Annotated in this window: 14 protein-coding genes; 10 read left to right on the forward strand and 4 right to left on the reverse strand. The window is 62.6% G+C overall.

Translation table 11 applies throughout. The features are described from left to right. Positions 1 to 168: 168 nt before the first annotated feature. Positions 169 to 1,833: a glucose-6-phosphate isomerase gene (gene pgi / locus FJQ89_RS12390; RefSeq protein ID WP_141170400.1), complete on the forward strand. Its 1,665-nt coding sequence runs from the start codon at positions 169 to 171 to the stop codon at positions 1,831 to 1,833. Between the two features lie 14 nt (positions 1,834 to 1,847). Next, positions 1,848 to 2,744, forward strand: a complete 897-nt coding sequence (locus FJQ89_RS12395; protein WP_141170401.1) for an SMP-30/gluconolactonase/LRE family protein — start codon at positions 1,848 to 1,850, stop codon at positions 2,742 to 2,744. A 128-nt stretch (positions 2,745 to 2,872) separates the two neighbouring features. Here the strand turns inward: FJQ89_RS12395 and FJQ89_RS12400 are convergent, their stop codons facing one another. Beyond that, positions 2,873 to 3,826, reverse strand: a complete 954-nt coding sequence (locus tag FJQ89_RS12400) for a chemotaxis protein (RefSeq protein ID WP_141170402.1) — start codon at positions 3,824 to 3,826, stop codon at positions 2,873 to 2,875. A gap of 550 nt (positions 3,827 to 4,376) precedes the next feature. On the opposite strand from FJQ89_RS12400, the gene zwf reads away from it, so the two are divergent. The 5 genes from zwf (at position 4,377) to FJQ89_RS12425 (ending at position 11,184) form a co-directional block, all read left to right on the forward strand. Further along, a complete protein-coding gene (gene zwf / locus FJQ89_RS12405) occupies positions 4,377 to 5,849 on the forward strand; it encodes a glucose-6-phosphate dehydrogenase (protein WP_100874099.1) in 1,473 nt (490 codons plus the stop codon). 87 nt (positions 5,850 to 5,936) lie between these two features. After that, complete coding sequence (locus FJQ89_RS12410) at positions 5,937 to 6,791, forward strand: SIS domain-containing protein (protein WP_034750862.1); 855 nt, start codon at positions 5,937 to 5,939, stop codon at positions 6,789 to 6,791. A gap of 154 nt (positions 6,792 to 6,945) precedes the next feature. Continuing rightward, positions 6,946 to 7,881 (forward strand): transaldolase, encoded by a 936-nt coding sequence (gene tal / locus FJQ89_RS12415; RefSeq protein WP_141170403.1) that lies wholly within the window; start codon positions 6,946 to 6,948, stop codon positions 7,879 to 7,881. A 233-nt stretch (positions 7,882 to 8,114) separates the two neighbouring features. Then, positions 8,115 to 9,854, forward strand: coding sequence for a methyl-accepting chemotaxis protein (locus tag FJQ89_RS12420; RefSeq protein WP_141170404.1), 1,740 nt, complete (start codon positions 8,115 to 8,117; stop codon positions 9,852 to 9,854). Positions 9,855 to 10,008: 154 nt separating this feature from the next. Next, positions 10,009 to 11,184, forward strand: coding sequence for a tetratricopeptide repeat protein (locus tag FJQ89_RS12425; RefSeq protein ID WP_243136534.1), 1,176 nt, complete (start codon positions 10,009 to 10,011; stop codon positions 11,182 to 11,184). Here the strand turns inward: FJQ89_RS12425 and hemW are convergent. The 3 genes from hemW to rph form a co-directional block, all read right to left on the reverse strand. Beyond that, complete coding sequence (gene hemW / locus FJQ89_RS12430; protein WP_141170405.1) at positions 11,181 to 12,455, reverse strand: radical SAM family heme chaperone HemW; 1,275 nt, start codon at positions 12,453 to 12,455, stop codon at positions 11,181 to 11,183. The two genes, FJQ89_RS12425 and hemW, sit on opposite strands and share 4 nt — an antisense overlap. Continuing rightward, the gene (gene rdgB, locus FJQ89_RS12435; RefSeq protein ID WP_141170406.1) at positions 12,452 to 13,036 is read right to left on the reverse strand and encodes an RdgB/HAM1 family non-canonical purine NTP pyrophosphatase; all 585 of its coding nucleotides are present in this window, start codon (positions 13,034 to 13,036) and stop codon (positions 12,452 to 12,454) included. The genes hemW and rdgB overlap by 4 nt, the downstream gene beginning before the upstream one ends. A 138-nt stretch (positions 13,037 to 13,174) precedes the next feature. Then, positions 13,175 to 13,903: a ribonuclease PH gene (gene rph, locus FJQ89_RS12440; RefSeq protein ID WP_141170407.1), complete on the reverse strand. Its 729-nt coding sequence runs from the start codon at positions 13,901 to 13,903 to the stop codon at positions 13,175 to 13,177. A 277-nt stretch (positions 13,904 to 14,180) separates the two neighbouring features. Here rph and FJQ89_RS12445 point away from each other — a divergent pair, with 277 nt between their 5' ends. The 3 genes from FJQ89_RS12445 (at position 14,181) to rpoZ (ending at position 16,108) form a co-directional block, all read left to right on the forward strand. Then, complete coding sequence (locus FJQ89_RS12445; protein WP_034787070.1) at positions 14,181 to 15,071, forward strand: YicC/YloC family endoribonuclease; 891 nt, start codon at positions 14,181 to 14,183, stop codon at positions 15,069 to 15,071. A 135-nt stretch (positions 15,072 to 15,206) separates the two neighbouring features. Next, positions 15,207 to 15,845: a guanylate kinase gene (gene gmk, locus FJQ89_RS12450; protein ID WP_099762610.1), complete on the forward strand. Its 639-nt coding sequence runs from the start codon at positions 15,207 to 15,209 to the stop codon at positions 15,843 to 15,845. A 59-nt stretch (positions 15,846 to 15,904) separates the two neighbouring features. After that, on the forward strand, positions 15,905 to 16,108 hold the full coding sequence (gene rpoZ, locus FJQ89_RS12455; RefSeq protein WP_010400723.1) for a DNA-directed RNA polymerase subunit omega: 204 nt from the start codon (positions 15,905 to 15,907) through the stop codon (positions 16,106 to 16,108). Positions 16,109 to 16,122 lie beyond the last annotated feature (14 nt).

The following is a 16,122-nucleotide window of genomic DNA, read 5'->3' on the forward strand; positions in this document are numbered from 1 at the left end:
CTGCTGCAATCGCTAAAAAAAGCACAACAAAATCGGCTTCACTTCACAAACTGTAGTGAAATTACGTTTTTGTGATGTATTATTCTCATACCAACGCCGGATCCGCTGTTCGCCACGCCGAACACACCGCGCTCCCTTCAACCGAGACAAGCACCCAAGCCGACCGCCATGCGCCAGCCAGCACCTACTCCTGCCATCACCGCCACCGCCAGTTTCCAGTCCCTGCAAGCGCACAGCGCCAGCCTGCGCGAAGTGCATCTGCGCCAGCTGTTCGCTCTTGACCCCGCACGTTTCTCGACGATGACGGTCGATGCTGCCGGCCTGCTGCTCGATTACTCGAAGAACCGTGTCGACGCCACCGCCATGACGCTGCTGATGGACCTGGCGCGCGAACGCGGCGTGGAAGCGCAGCGCGAAGCCATGTTCACTGGCGAGAAAATCAATCTTACCGAACATCGGGCTGTTCTGCATACCGCCTTGCGCGCGCCACGCGGCACGAAGCTGGTGGTCGATGGCCAGGATATCGATGCCGACGTGCAAGATGTGCTGCAACGCGTGAAGGCGTTTACGGACAAGGTACGCAATGGCAGCTGGCTCGGCTACACGGGCAAGCCAATCTGCGACATCGTCAACATCGGCATCGGCGGCTCGGACCTGGGTCCGAAAATGGCTTGCCTGGCGCTGCGCTCGTATGCCAATCCGGGCCTGGAAATGCATTTTGTGTCCAACGTCGACGGGCACGACATGGAAGCGACCCTGTCCAAGGTCGATCCGGAAACGACCCTGTTCATCGTGGCCTCGAAAACCTTCGTCACCGCTGAAACCATGCTTAACGCCAACACGGCGCGTGCCTGGTTCCTGCTCGAAGGCGAAGAAAAGGACCTGGCGCAGCACTTCGTGGCCGTCTCGACCAACACGCAAGCCATCGTCGACTTCGGCATTTCGCCGGACAATATGTTCCCGTTCTGGGACTGGGTCGGTGGCCGCTATTCCGTCTGGTCGTCGATCGGCCTGGCCGTGGCGCTGTCCGTGGGTTTTGAATACTTCAGCGATTTCCTCGCCGGCGCGCATGCGATGGACCAGCACTTCCGCCAGGCCCCGCTGGAACAGAACATGCCCGTGGTGCTGGCCATGGTGGGCTTCTGGAACCGCCAGTTCCTCGATTGCGGCTCCGTTTCCATCGCGCCCTACCACCAGGATCTGAGCCGCTTCGCCGCCTATTTGCAACAGCTGGACATGGAAAGCAATGGCAAGCGCGTCACCAAGGATGGCGTGCCCGTCGACGTGCCCACCGGCCCCGTCATCTGGGGTGATTGCGGCACGAATGCGCAGCACGCGTATTTCCAGCTGCTGCACCAGGGAAGCGATATTACCCCCATCGACTTCATCGCCGCCCTGCGCGCCACGCACGATTTGCCGGGCCACCACGACGCCCTGCTGGCCAACTGCTTCGCCCAGTCGGAAGCCTTCATGACGGGCAAGACGGGCGAAGAAGTGCGCGCCGACCTGCAGGCGCAAGGCTTGCCGGAAAGCGAAATCGAGGCACTGGTGCCGCACAAGACCTTCCCCGGCAACCGTCCCAGCAACACCATTTTGATGGACCAGCTGACCCCGACCACCCTCGGCGCCCTGATCGCGCTGTACGAACACAAGACCTTTGTGCAGGGCGTCTTGTGGAACGTCAACAGTTTTGATCAGTGGGGCGTGGAACTGGGCAAGGTGCTGGCGAAGAAAATCCAGGCCGAACTGACGGGCGAAGCCCGTCCCGACCACCACGACAGCTCGACCAATGGCTTGATTGCCCTGGCGAAAGCCGCCAAAGCGGCGTATTAATTTAATTGAGGTTTATGAATATTTACGAAATCAAAGTAGTCAGCGACAAGCCCATGCAAGTGGGCGAATGCCCGCTATGGCATGGCAAGGAAGCGGCCCTGTACTGGGTCGACATCGATGGCCGCGCCGTGCACCGTTTGCACCCGGCCAGCGGCAAGCATGAACAGTGGAGCATGCCGACGGAACCATCGGCGCTGGCCATCAACGCCGGCGGCGGCCTGATCGTGGCCTTGCGCAGCGGCTTTGCCCACCTCGACACGAAGACGGGCAGCCTGGCGGAAATCGCCGCGGCACCGTTCGATATGGCCACCACGCGCTTCAACGATGGCAAGGTCGACCCTGCCGGCCGCTTCTGGGTCGGCACGATTTTCGAGCCGCGCAGCGCCGATGCGGCGGAAATGTTCGTGCTGGAAAAGGGACAAGTACGCAAGGTCTGGTCCGGTGGCATGACGGTATCGAATGGCCTGGGCTTTTCCCCGGACGGGCGCACCATGTACCACGCCGATACCACCACGCACCGCATCGACCGCTTTGATTTCGACGCGGCCACGGGAACCATTTCCGAGCCACAGCCATTCCAGCGCTTTTCCACGGACAAGAAAGCCTTTGATTACGGCGGACGCCCGGACGGCGCGGCCGTCGACAGCGAAGGCAATTACTGGTCGGCCATGTTTGAAGGCGGCAAGATTTTACGCTTCGCCCCCGATGGCCATCTGCTCGGTGAAATTACCGTGCCCGTACGCTGCCCCACCATGCTGACGTTTGGCGGCCCCGACCTGCGCACCTTGTACATCACCAGCGCCAGCCACAACCGTTCCGCCGCCGAACTCGCCGACCACCCGTTGAGCGGCCACGTGCTGTCCGTGCGCGTGGACGTGGCGGGCCAGCCGGAAACGCCGTACCAGGCGTAACACGGCCAGGCATGAAAAAGCGCCAGCACCCGCGAGGGTCCGGCGCTTTTTTAACGCTCACGTAGGTCGGATTAGCGGGGCAAGGCCCCGCGTAATCCGACAACAGTGTTGGCCATGGTGGCGTCGGATTACCGCGCCAGCACTTTGCGGATGGTGTCAGCCAGTTCCGCTGCCACGAATTTCGCCACATAACCATCGGCCCCCACGCCCTTGACATGGTCTTCGTTGGTCGAGCCCGTCAGCGACGAGTGGATCACCACGGGGATGTTGGCGAAGCGGCCATCGTTCTTGATGTTACGCGTGAGTGTAAAACCATCCATTTCCGGCATTTCCAGGTCGGTCAGCACCAGCGCGACCTTGTCTTTCGCCGTCTTGCCTTCGGTCGCCGCCTGGGCCGAGATCGCCTGCAGGCGTTCCCACGCTTCCTTGCCCGTCTTGGTCATGATGAAGGGCACGCCCATCGCTTCGAGGCCCTTCTCGATCAGCGAGCGGGCCAGCGAGGAATCGTCGGCCGCGAGGATCACGGCGCCGGCAGGCAAGCGCACTTGCGGGCCGATACTGTTCTTGTCCACGTCCGGGTCGCCCGACGGCAGCACGTCGCGCAGGATTTGCTCCACGTCGAGCACTTGCGCCAGGCGCGTCTTGTCCGTGTCGCCATCGAGGCGCGCGATGCTGGTGACGAGGCCGCCACCGACGCTCGATTCGGCCGACAGCACCTGATTCCATTCCAGGCGCACGATTTCATCGACCTCTTCCACGGCAAACGCCTGTGTCGAGCGGGCAAATTCGGTCACCATCAGGATCTTCAAGCCGCTGCTCTTGCAACCGACCGCCATCGGCAAGTCGATCACGGGGACGATCTGGCCGCGGATATTGACCACGCCCAGCATGTGCGGGTGCGACCCGGCCACCGCCGTAATGGCCGGCATCTCCATGATTTCGCGTACCTTGAACACATTGATGCCGAACAGTTCGCGGCTGGTCGAGTGATCGCTGGTGCCCAGCTTGAACAGGAACAGTTCGAATTTGTTGTTGCCTGTCAGGCTGGTGCGTTCATCGACATCTTGCTGCATTGAATTCATTGTGTCCCCTTAAGCCGTCTTGTAAAGTTAAGTCTGCCTACCCGTGATGCTGCGAACAGTGCGGACTGCACGTCGCACAGACGTCGGATGGCGGGTTCGGGGCATGGCCGGCGCTAACGGTGCAGTGTAGTACAACCAATAGTTGCTATCGATTTCAGCTTGAATTATACGTTTTTTTACTTTCCTTAAAGCTACTTTACGCTGCTATCGGCGATCCTGACAGCATTTCTTGATTTGCTTGTTGCTACAGCGCAAATGATGACGGAGAGAACTGAAAATTTCCCTGGCAACCATGGTTGCTTTGAAAAGCCCTGCGCCAAGCGTGACGGCGTACCTGCGCCAGCGAACGGCATATAATGGTCTCGCCAGCACTGCCTGCCAGCATACCGGGCAAAACTGCGACGCCGATGAATGGAATGTAGTAAAATTTCTTGCAATTGCCGGTTCTACGTAGTAAATTTACACCACGGAATATAGTAACGACAGACTGGCACTTCCGGTCGGCCTCCTCCCCGCTCCGGCTCTTTTACTTTTGCGACGACACTCACTTATGGCACTTACCGATTTTGACCTGGTCCTGTTTGGCGGCAGCGGCGATTTAGCAATGCGCAAGTTACTGCCTGCAATGTATGCGCGCGACGTCGCGAACGATTTGCCGCCGACGGCGCGCATCATCTGTGTGGGCCGCCAGGACAGCGGCCAGGATGCCTTCCTGAAGATGGTAGAGACCAACTCGCGTCCCCACATCAAGGCCAGCACCCTGAATGCCGCCACCTGGAGCAAATTCTGCGCGCGCATCGTGTATGTGTCGCTCAACGCCAGCGATGCGGCCACGTACGCGCCGCTGGTCGAAGCGCTGCGCGGCGATGCCGAGCTGACGCGCGTGTACTACCTGGCCACGCCGCCGCACTTGTTTGCCTTGATCTGCGACAACCTGGAAGACAATGGCCTGGTCACGCCGAATTCGCGCGTGGTGCTGGAGAAGCCACTGGGCCGCGACCTGGCCAGCGCCAAACAGATCAATGCCGAAGTGGGCAAGGTCTTCCAGGAATCGCAGATCTACCGCATCGACCATTACCTGGGCAAGGAAACCGTGCAGAACTTGCTGGCCCTGCGCTTCGGTAATATCCTGTTCGAACCGCTGTGGCGCCGCGAATGGATTTCCGACGTGCAGATCACCATCGCGGAAAAGCTGGGCGTGGGCAACCGCATGGGTTACTACGACACCTCGGGCGCGCTGCGCGACATGCTGCAGAACCACTTGCTGCAACTGCTGTGCATCGTCGCCATGGAACCGCCGACCTCGATCGCGCCGGACGCCGTGCGCGATGAAAAGCTGCAAGTGTTGCGCTCGCTGAAAAAATTCACGCCCACCACCCTGGCGCAAAACATCGTGCGCGGCCAGTATCGCGCCGGCCACGTCGATGGCGCCACCGTGCCGAGCTACCGCGACGAGCCGGACGCCCCTGAACATTCGCGCACCGAAACCTTCGTTGCGCTGAAGGCGGAAATCGACACCTGGCGCTGGGCCGGCGTGCCGTTCTACCTGCGCACGGGCAAGCGCATGGCCGACAGCCTGGCCGAAATCGTCGTGCGCTTCAAGCAGATTCCGCACTCGATCTTCAACCAGCCCACGTCCAGCTTCCAGCCGAATTGCCTGGTGATCCGTTTGCAGCCGGATGAAGGCTTGCGCATGAACCTGATGGCGAAAACCCCGGGCGACGGCATGCGTTTGAAACCGGCGGAACTGGAACTCGATTTCCGCGAATCGTTCAAGACGCCGCGCATGGACGCCTACGAGCGCCTGCTGCTTGACGTCTTGCGCGGCCAGCTGACCCTGTTCATGCGCGGCGACGAACTGGAAGCGGCCTGGGAATGGGTCGAGCCGATTCTCGACAACTGGGAACAGAACGACAGCGCGCCGATTCCGTATACGGCCGGCACCTGGGGCCCGGCCGCGGCCAGCGCCCTGATCGGCCGCGATGGCTTGCAGTGGCGTGAAGAAGCCTTACCTGAGGATTAACAGGCAAGACAAGGGCCTGCCCGCAGATGGGCAGGCCCTTTACCTATTATCCCCACACTCCTGAACACCTACCAGAAGACTACCCTGATGCTGCTTGATTCCATCCGCACCCAGCTCGATTCACTCTCCAAGTCGGAGAAGAAGGTCGCGCTGGCCGTGCTTGACCAGCCGAACCAGACGGTCAGCCAGAACATCACGGCGCTGGCGAAAAGCGCGCAGGTGTCGGAACCGACCGTGGTGCGCTTTTGCCGCACGCTGGGCTATGACGGCTGGCATGAATTCAAGCTGAAACTGGCGCAGGGCCTGGCCCTGGCCATGCCGGGCGCGAACGAGCAGCCGGCGCAGGACGACCTGGCGGCCGACCTGGTGAATAAAATCTGCAGCCGCTCGATCAACACCCTGCTCGACCTGCGCAACAACCTGAACCCGGAAGCGATCCAGCGCGCGCTCGACATCCTGTCGCGCGCCAGCAAGATTGAATTCTACGGCCAGGGCACCTCCGGTATCGTGGCGGCCGACGCGCAGCACAAGTTCTTCCGCTCGGGCGTGCCGACGGTGGCCTACAGCGATCCGAACATCCACAGCATCGCCGCGGCCCTGCTGCGCGGCGGCGACTGCCTGGTGGCCATCTCGCAGCGCGGCAACAGTCCCGCCCTGGTGCGCTCCGTGAAACTGGCGCGCCGCGGCGGCGCCGACGTCGTCGTGCTGGCCCCATCGGGCACGCCGCTGGCCGACCTGGCGACGGTGCTGATCCCGATCGACCTGGTCTTCAACACCGACCCCTACACCCCGATTTCAGCCCGCCTGGCCTACCTGGTGGTGATCGACGTGCTGGCCGTGGGCCTGGCCCTGCAGCGCGGGCCTGAATTCCGCAAGAAGATGCAGAATGCACAGAAGGCCTTGCAGGAATTCGACATGCAGTTCGATTCCTTTATTGGCTAGGTCGCAGAAATCCGGGGTCTGACCCGCCGGGTCTGACCCCGGCTCTCAGTTTTGGCTTACCGCCACCGCATTTCTTCCGCACCAAAAGGACTGAGCCGCGCCCCGGATTATGTACAATAGTCCGGCAAGCCCATTCACTCTTTCCCGTGCAGCCATGAACCAACTCGAACAACTGAAGCAATTTACTACCGTGGTGGCCGACACCGGCGACTTCCAATCGATTCAGGCCTACACGCCGCGCGACGCGACGACGAACCCGTCGCTGATCCTGAAGGCCGTGCAGAAGGATGAATACAAGCCGCTGCTGGAAAAGGCCGTGCGCGACCATCCGCACGCCTCCAACGCCGAAATCATCGACCGCCTGCTGATCGCGTTTGGCGAGGAAATCCTGCAAATCATCCCCGGCCGCGTCTCCACCGAAGTCGATGCGCGCCTGTCATTCGACACGGATGGCACGGTGGCCAAGGGCCGCGACCTGATCGCCCTGTATTCGAACGCCGGTATTCCACGCGAGCGCGTGCTGATCAAGATCGCCTCCACCTGGGAAGGCATCCGCGCCGCCGCCATCCTGGAAAAGGAAGGCATCCGCTGCAACATGACTCTGCTGTTCTCGCTGGCGCAGGCCATCGCCTGCGCCGAAGCGGGCGCGCAACTGATTTCGCCCTTCGTCGGCCGCATCTACGACTGGTACAAGAAATCGACGGGCATCGATTACATGGGCGCGGAAGATCCGGGCGTGCAGTCGGTCCGGCGCATCTACAACTACTACCGCAAGTTCGGCTACAAGACCGAGGTGATGGGCGCGAGCTTCCGCAACACCTCGCAAATCCTCGAACTGGCCGGCTGCGACCTGCTCACCATCAGCCCCGACCTGCTGCAAAAGCTGGCCGACAGCGATGCCCCCGTAGAGCGCAAGCTGAGCGCCGAAGCGGCGCCATCGACCAACATCGTGCACATGTCGCTCAACGAAGAAGCCTTCCGTTTCATGATGAATGAAGACGCGATGGCGACGGAGAAGCTGGCCGAAGGCATCCGCGCGTTCTGCGTCGATTCCGGCAAGCTGAAACAGATGATCGCGGCGCTGCGTTAATCGCCTATGCCCACCGCAAAAAGCGGCGTGCGTGCACTGCACTGCGCCGCTTTTTTGTCGTCTCGCTCTCGCCCGCCCGCGTGAAAGCGAGCGCCAGGCGGGCGATCTGTAGCATGGGCATGGCTGCAACAGTGAGCAAAACAGACCATTTTTTTCGTTTACCTCTTGGTCACTTATCAGTGCATACTATGTCGCACAGGCAACTTCAATCCCTCTGCGACAGGAGTCTAACCATGCATGCCCTCTCCCACCTTCGTATCGGCACCCGCCTGGCGGCAGGCTTCGCGCTGGTACTGCTGCTGTCCGTGATTTCCACTTCGTACGCGCTGTACAGTGCCCGCGTGAATGCCGAAGCGACCCGGGAAATGATGGAAAAACCGCTGGCCAAGGAACGTCTGGTATCAGACTGGTATGTGCTGATTTACTCGGCCATCGCGCGCACCTCGATGATCGCCCGGAGCACGGATGAAACCCTGTCGGGCGTGTTTGCCGAGACCATCGCCGACAGCACCAAACAAGGCAGCGAGCTGCTGAAGAAAATCGAAACCCTGCTCGTCAGTGAGGAAGAAAAGGCCATCTTCAAGGCCTCCATCGTGGAACGCGTCAAATACCAGGATGCCAAGACCGAGGTGATGGACGCGCGCAAGGGCGGCAACGCGGCCCTGGCGGAAAGTACATACCGCGACAGCTTCGCCCCCGCCGCCACCAGGTACCAGAACAATGTCAAGGCCCTGCTGGCGCAGCAGCGCCAGGCCATCGACGCCACGGCGCACGCGATCGAGGCTGCCAATGCGCGCAGCTTCACCCTGTTGTTGCTGCTGTGCGCGCTGGTGGTGCTCCTGGGCAGCGTCTGTGCCTGGCTGATCACGCGTTCGATCACCGCGCCCCTGCAGGCGGCCGTGAAGGTGGCCGAGACGGTCGCCGCGGGCGACTTGCGCACGCATTTCGGCACGGCGGCCAGCGATGAAATCGGCGACCTGATGCGCGCGCTGCACGGCATGAACGAGGCACTGCGCAAGGTGGTGTCGGAAGTGCAGACGGGTACCAACGCCATCGCCACGGCATCGGGCGAAATCGCCGCCGGCAACCAGGATCTGTCGGCGCGCACGGAGCAGCAGGCCAGTTCGCTGGAAGAGACGGCGTCGTCGATGGAAGAATTGACCAGCACCGTGAAGCAGAATGCGGACAATGCGCGTCAGGCCAACCAGATGGCGGTCGCCGCGTCCAGCGTGGCCGAACGGGGCGGCGACATCGTCAGCCAGGTGGTCGACACCATGGGCGCCATCGACACGGCGTCGACGAAAATCGTCGACATCATCGGCGTCATCGACGGCATCGCCTTCCAGACGAATATCCTGGCCTTGAACGCGGCCGTCGAGGCGGCGCGCGCCGGCGAACAGGGGCGCGGCTTTGCCGTCGTAGCCACGGAAGTGCGCAGTCTGGCGCAGCGCTCGGCGGCAGCGGCGCGCGAAATCAAGGCCCTGATCGGCGACTCGGTGGAACAGGTCAACAACGGCACGCGGCTGGTACAACAGGCCGGCAGCACCATGAGCGAAGTGGTCGACAGCGTGCGCCACGTCACCGACATCATGGCCGAGATCACCGCCGCCAGCGCCGAGCAAAGCATGGGGATCGACCAGGTCAACCAGGCCATCGCGCAAATGGACCAGGTAACGCAGCAAAATGCGGCCCTGGTGGAAGAAGCGGCGGCAGCGGCCGAAAGCATGCAGGACCAGGCGGCGCGCCTGGCGCAAGTGGCGGCCGGCTTCCAGCTCGAACATGTGACGCCGGCAGTGGCGCCGGTACGCGCCACGCGGCCGGCCAGAACCGCCAGCGCCGCCACGCCGCGGCTGGCAACGCGGCGCCCGTCCCAGGCGACGGCCAGCAAGCCGGCCGCACCCAAGGCTGCCGGTGCTGCGGCACGCAAAACGCCATCGCACGTCGCCGGCGAGCAGGACTGGGAAGAGTTTTAAGCCTGCGGTGTCAAGCCCTGCTTCAAGCGCCGTGCCGGCGGCGGCAAGGCGCTTGAAACTATTTGACAGCGGCGCCAGGGGCGCCGATACTGGTTTCAGGTGGGACTGGCGCGCCACCGCAACATGAGACAGCCGGCGCCTTCAGGGAGAGACCATGCGCCCCTATCATGTTTGCACCTCTTGCTTCATGCGCCTGCTTGCCATCCTCCTCTGCGCCGCGCTGGCCGCCTGTGCCGCCGCACCGCCCGCCAGCTTGCCGCCCGTCTTCAACGATAGCGATTTTGCGCCGGCCAGCGCCATCGATGCCGGCCAGGTCTTCGCCCTCAGCGACGCCATGCGCCAGTATGTGCAGACGCAAGTGCGGCAAACGACGCGCAACGGCAATCCCCGCATGGCGCTGTACGAGGCGCTGTACGACAAATCCAGGCTGAAACTCGAATACGATGCGGCCATGACCCGCAATGCACGCGAAACGTTTGAGGCGCGCAGCGGCAACTGCCTGTCGCTGGTGATCATGACGGCGGCGCTGGCGCATGAATTGGGCTTGCAGGTGCGCTACCAGGAGGTACTGGGCGAAGAAAGCTGGAGCCGCAGCGGCGACATGTATTTTGTCGCCGGCCACGTCAACCTGGTGCTGGGCCAGCGCCTGGGCGACAACCCGAATGACTACGACGCCAAGGGCTTGATGGTGATCGACTTCCTGCCGTCCGGCGACGTGGCGGGCTACCGCACGCGCGAAATCAGCGAAGCGACGGTGCTGGCCATGTACATGAACAACCGCGCCGCCGAAACCATGAGCAAGGGCCAGCTGGACCAGGCATACTGGTGGGCCAGGGCGGCCCTCCTGCAGGACCCCTCGTTCAGCGGCGCCTACAACACCCTGGGCGTGATCCAGTTCCGCCATGGCGACCTGGCGCAGGCGCGGCGCACGCTGGCCCATGCGCTGATGCGCACGCCGGACAACACGGTGCTGCTGTCGAACCTGGCGCAGGCGCTGGAAGCGTCCGGCCTGCCCGATGAAGCACTGCCGCTGCGCCGGCGCCTGCTGGCACTGCAGCCGCAGCCCCCGTTCCACTACTTCAACCTGGGCAAGGCGGCCATGCAGCAAAACGATTACGTACAGGCGATCCGCCTGTTTTCACGCGAAATCGTACGCGATCCGTACTACCATGAATTCCACTTCTGGCTGGCGCAGGCGTATGCGCGCCTGGGCCAGCTCGCGCAGGCGGACCGGCAGCTGGAACTGGCGATGGACAACAGCACCACGCGCAGCGAGCACGGGCTGTATGCGGCCAAGCTGCAGCGCCTGCGCACCCTCAGCACGCATTAATCTTCCAGGAACATCTGCTGCAGGTCATTCAGGAAGCACAATCCCCGTTCCGTCGGGCGGATGACCTGGTGGTCGCGGTACAGCAAGCCTTTCGCTTCGGCCGCATTCAGCGGCTGCTCGATGGCGTTGATGGCCAGGCCCGTGCGCTCGGCGAACAGGTTCGGCGAAAAGCCCTGCGTCAGGCGCAGGGTATTGAGCATGAATTCAAAACCCATCTCCTCGCGCGCCAGCTCGCGCTCTTCCTGCACCGGCTTGCCGGCCAGTACGGCGTCCATGTAGGCGCGCGGCTGCTTGTAGCGGGCCTGACGCAAGACGCGGTGCGGGAACGAGATTTTCGAGTGCGCGCCCGCGCCGATGCCCAGGTAGTCGCCGAACTCCCAGTAATTGCGGTTGTGGCGCGCCTGGCGGCCCGGCTGCGCATAGGCCGACACTTCGTAGCGGCCGTAACCGGCCTGCGCCGCGCGCTCAGCCACCATGTCGGCGATGTCGGCGCTGGCGTCGTCGTCCGGCAGCGCGGGCGGATACTTGGCGAACAGGGTGTTCGGTTCCAGCGTCAGGTGATACAGCGACAAATGCGGCGGCGCGAACGACAGCGCCGTTTCCAGGTCCTGCTGCGCCTCGGCCAGGGTTTGCGTGGGCAGCGCGTACATCAGGTCGAGATTGAAATTGTCGAAATTGGCGTGCGCGATGTCCACCGCGCGGCGCGCTTCGTTGTCGTCATGGATGCGCCCCAGCGCCTGCAAATGGCGGCCATTGAAGCTCTGGATGCCGATCGACAGGCGGTTGATGCCGCTGGCCCGGTAAGACTTGAATTTTTCCGCCTCGAAGGTGCCCGGATTGGCTTCCATGGTGATTTCACAATCGGGCTCCAGTGGCAGCAGCGTGCGCACGTCCGACATCAGCCGGTCCAGCCCCGCCGCCGACATCAGGCTGGGCGTGCCGCCGCCGATGAAAATGGTGTGGATCTTGCGGCCCCAGATCAGCGGCAGCGCCATTTCCAGGTCCAGCCGCAGGGCCGCCAGGTACTCCGCTTCCGGCAAGTCACCGCGCACCTCGTGCGAATTGAAATCGCAATACGGGCATTTTTTCACGCACCACGGGAAATGGATGTACAGCGACAGCGGCGGCAGGGCCGTCAAGTTCAGCGCGCCCGGCTGCAGGTACTTCAGGGCCGCCCCGGCCGCGCCGGAAATGCCTTCCTGCGGTGCGGGAGCGGTATTCTGCCTGAGTGCCGACTTGGCAACGGCGCCCACCAGTTTGATCGGGATCATCGCAGCTTTTCCACCAGCGCGCGCAGGGCCTGGCCACGGTGCGACAGCGCGTTCTTTTCATCGGCCGTCAGTTCGGCTGCGCACTTGCCCAGCGCGGGAATGAAGAAATGCGGATCGTAGCCGAAACCGCCGTTGCCGCGCGGTGTGGCGATCATCTCGCCATTCCAGCGGCCGTCGGCGATCACCGGTTGCGGGTCGTCCGCATGGCGCACGTACACCAGCACGCAGTAGTAATACGCGGACTTGTCGGCATGCGCTTCCAGGTCGGCGATCAGTTTGGCGCTGTTGGCGGCATCCGATTTCGGCTCGCCCGCATAGCGGGCCGAATACACGCCCGGTGCGCCACCGAGCGCATTGACGCAGACGCCGGAATCGTCGGCCAGCGCCGGCAAGCCCGTCAGGCGCGACGCATGGCGCGCCTTTTGCAGCGCGTTTTCAACGAAGGTGTGGAATGGTTCGTCGCTTTCCGGCACGGCATACTCGCCCTGGGCGTGGACGGAAAAACCGATGCTCGATAGCAGCTCGTTGAATTCCTTGAGCTTGCCGGCGTTGTTGGAGGCGAGGATGAGGCGTTGGGTCATGTCAGTAGTCCGGTTGAAGTGCCGACATTGTAAACCTTTTGCGCCCCCCTCACCGCGCCCCGCCGCCGCGCTCAACAGCCGCAGGTGTGGGCTTTTTGCCCGGCGCGGCGGGCAATGACATGTAAATCTATGTAAAGATTACATGCCGAGCGCCTGCTTTTGCAGGGCGATCAGGTCGGCGATGCCGCCCTGCGCCAGGTCCAGCAAGCGGTTCATGCCGGCGCGGTCGAAGGCGGCGCCTTCGGCCGTGCCCTGCACTTCGATGAAGTGGCCCGCTTCCGTCATCACCACGTTCATGTCCGTGTCGCAGCCCGAGTCTTCCACATAGTCGAGGTCCAGCACCGGCATGCCCTGGTAGACGCCCACCGAGATGGCGGCGACAAAGCTTTTCACGGGGATGGCGGTGATCGCGCCGCGCGCCTGCAGCTGGGAAAACGCGTCATACGCGGCCACCATGGCACCCGTGATCGAGGCCGTGCGCGTGCCGCCATCGGCCTGGATGACGTCGCAATCGAGATGCAAGGTGCGTTCGCCGAACGCCTGCAGATCGAAGGCGGCGCGCAGCGAGCGGCCGATCAGGCGCTGGATTTCCTGCGTACGGCCGGACTGCTTGCCGCGCGCCGCTTCGCGGTCCATGCGCGTGTGCGTCGAGCGCGGCAGCATGCCGTACTCGGCCGTCAACCAGCCCTGGCCCTTGCCCTTCAGGAAACCCGGTACCTTGTCTTCGATGCTGGCGGTGCAGATGACCTTGGTATCGCCGCACTCGATCAGCACCGAGCCTTCGGCATGCTTGGTGTACTGGCGGGTGATGCGGATGGCGCGCAGCGCGTCGACGGCGCGGCCGCTCGGGCGGGATTCAAATGTCATGGGGTGTCCTGTGTGATTGGGGTTGCGGCCGCGATTTTACCACCGCGGCGCCATGCCACGGCGCGGGGCGGCCCGCGCACAAGATCCCTACAATCCTGCCCCGCCAAACACAATTTTCTTTACAATGCCGTAAAACGCACACTATTCAGCAATTTTCAGGCCATCGCGCACTTCAGTCCTGTTTTGCGGCGCGGGCGGTATTGCCTGCGCTGGCTGATTAAGTGTATAAGTGACTGTATACAAGATCAAATCGGGGAATCCTTTGAGCATTTCAAGCATGACAGGCTACGCGGTTGCCACCAGCGAAGGTGCTGCAGGCACACTGACAATTGAAATCAAGAGCGTCAACTCGCGCTTTCTCGACCTGCAATTCCGCATCAACGACGATCTGCGGGCGCTGGAGCCTGACCTGCGCGCCGCCGTCATGTCCGCCATCACGCGCGGCAAAGTCGAGGTACGCCTGAGCTTTGGCCGCAAGGCCGCGACCGCCGGCACGCAGGCACTGAACCTGCCCCTGTTGGCCGAACTGGCGCGCCTGCAAAACGAAGTGGGCCAGCATTTTGTCTCCGCCCCCGTCATGACGGTGGCCGAACTGCTGCGCTGGCCGGGCATCATCGAAGAAGCACAAGTGGGGCAAGAGTCCTTGCAGGCGGACGTGGGCGCGCTGACCAAACGCACGGTGGCGGCTTTCGTCGACAGCCGCAAGCGCGAAGGCGCGGCGCTCGAAGCGGTGCTGGTGTCGCGCATCGAAGCGATGGAAGCCATCGTCAAGCGCATCACGCCCTTGATTCCGCAGGTGGTGGCGGCCTTCCAGCAAAAAGCCATCGAGCGCATGCAGGATGCGCTGGGCCTGGCCAGCCAGGGCTCGAATTCGGCCCTGTCGCGCCAGGACGCCATGGAGCGCATCCGCCAGGAAGTCATTTTGTACGGCATCCGCATCGATGTGTCGGAAGAACTGGCACGCCTGTCGGCCCACCTGGGCGAAACGCGCCACATCCTCACCAAGGGCGGGCAAGTGGGCAAGCGCCTCGACTTCATGATGCAGGAACTCAATCGCGAAGCCAACACGCTGGGCGCCAAGGCTTCCGTCAAGGAACTGGCCGACGCCTCGATGGACTTGAAGCTGCTGATCGAGCAGATGCGCGAACAGGTGCAGAACCTGGAGTAAGGGCCAGCCTTGCCAGGCCCCATCCATGCTGGCCTCGTTGGGACTGGCTCACAGCCTTGCCTCTTGGTAAAATAGCGGATTGGGCGCCGCTTGCGCGAGCATCGGCGCCAACAACACGATTATTGAAAGATCCGCATGAGCCACCCTACCGCCTTCTCCGGCAGCCTGTTCGTGGTCGCCGCGCCATCGGGCGCCGGCAAATCGACACTGGTCAATGCATTGCTGGCGCAAGAGCCCGGCATCAAATTGTCGATTTCGACCACCACGCGCGCGCCCCGTCCGGGCGAGCAGCACGGCCGCGAATACTACTTCACGACGGCGGAAGACTTTGTCGCGCGCGCCGACCAGGGCGAGTTCCTGGAATGGGCGGAAGTACATGGCAATTACTATGGCACCTCGCGCATCATGGTGGAACAGCAAATGCTGGCCGGCACCGACATCCTGCTGGAAATCGACTGGCAAGGCGCGCGCCAGGTGCGCAAGCAATTCCCCCGCGCGGCCGGTATTTTCATCCTGCCGCCATCGATCGATGCGCTCGAAGAGCGCCTGAACAAGCGCGGCCAGGACGAGCAGCACGTGATCACGCGCCGCCTGCTGGCGGCCGGCGGCGAAATCGCACACGCTCCCGAGTTCGAGTATGTTATTATCAATGAAGAGTTTACGGTCGCTTTGTCCGAACTGAGCGCGATCGTGAGAGCGGCCCGTTGCCGGTTTGCGCAACAAGCGGCCCGCAACGCATCGCTATTCGCCCAGCTGGGCCTGCACGCAGAGTAATTCGTCTGCACGCCAGGTCACACAGCGCCACGCACCACGCATAAAATTTAGGAGTTACTATGGCCCGTATCACAATCGAAGATTGCCTGAAGCAGATCCCTAACCGTTTCCAGCTGACCCTGGCTGCAACGTACCGCGCACGTCAGTTGTTGCAAGGCCACACCCCCAAGGTGGAAGCCAAGGACAAGCCTACCGTAGTCGCACTGCGTGAAATCGCTGCCGGCAAAGTCGGCATCGAAATGCTGAAAAAGGTCCCGATGTAATTGGGAAACCGCGT

This window comes from Janthinobacterium tructae (genome assembly GCF_006517255.1).
Taxonomy (GTDB): domain Bacteria; phylum Pseudomonadota; class Gammaproteobacteria; order Burkholderiales; family Burkholderiaceae_D; genus Janthinobacterium; species Janthinobacterium tructae.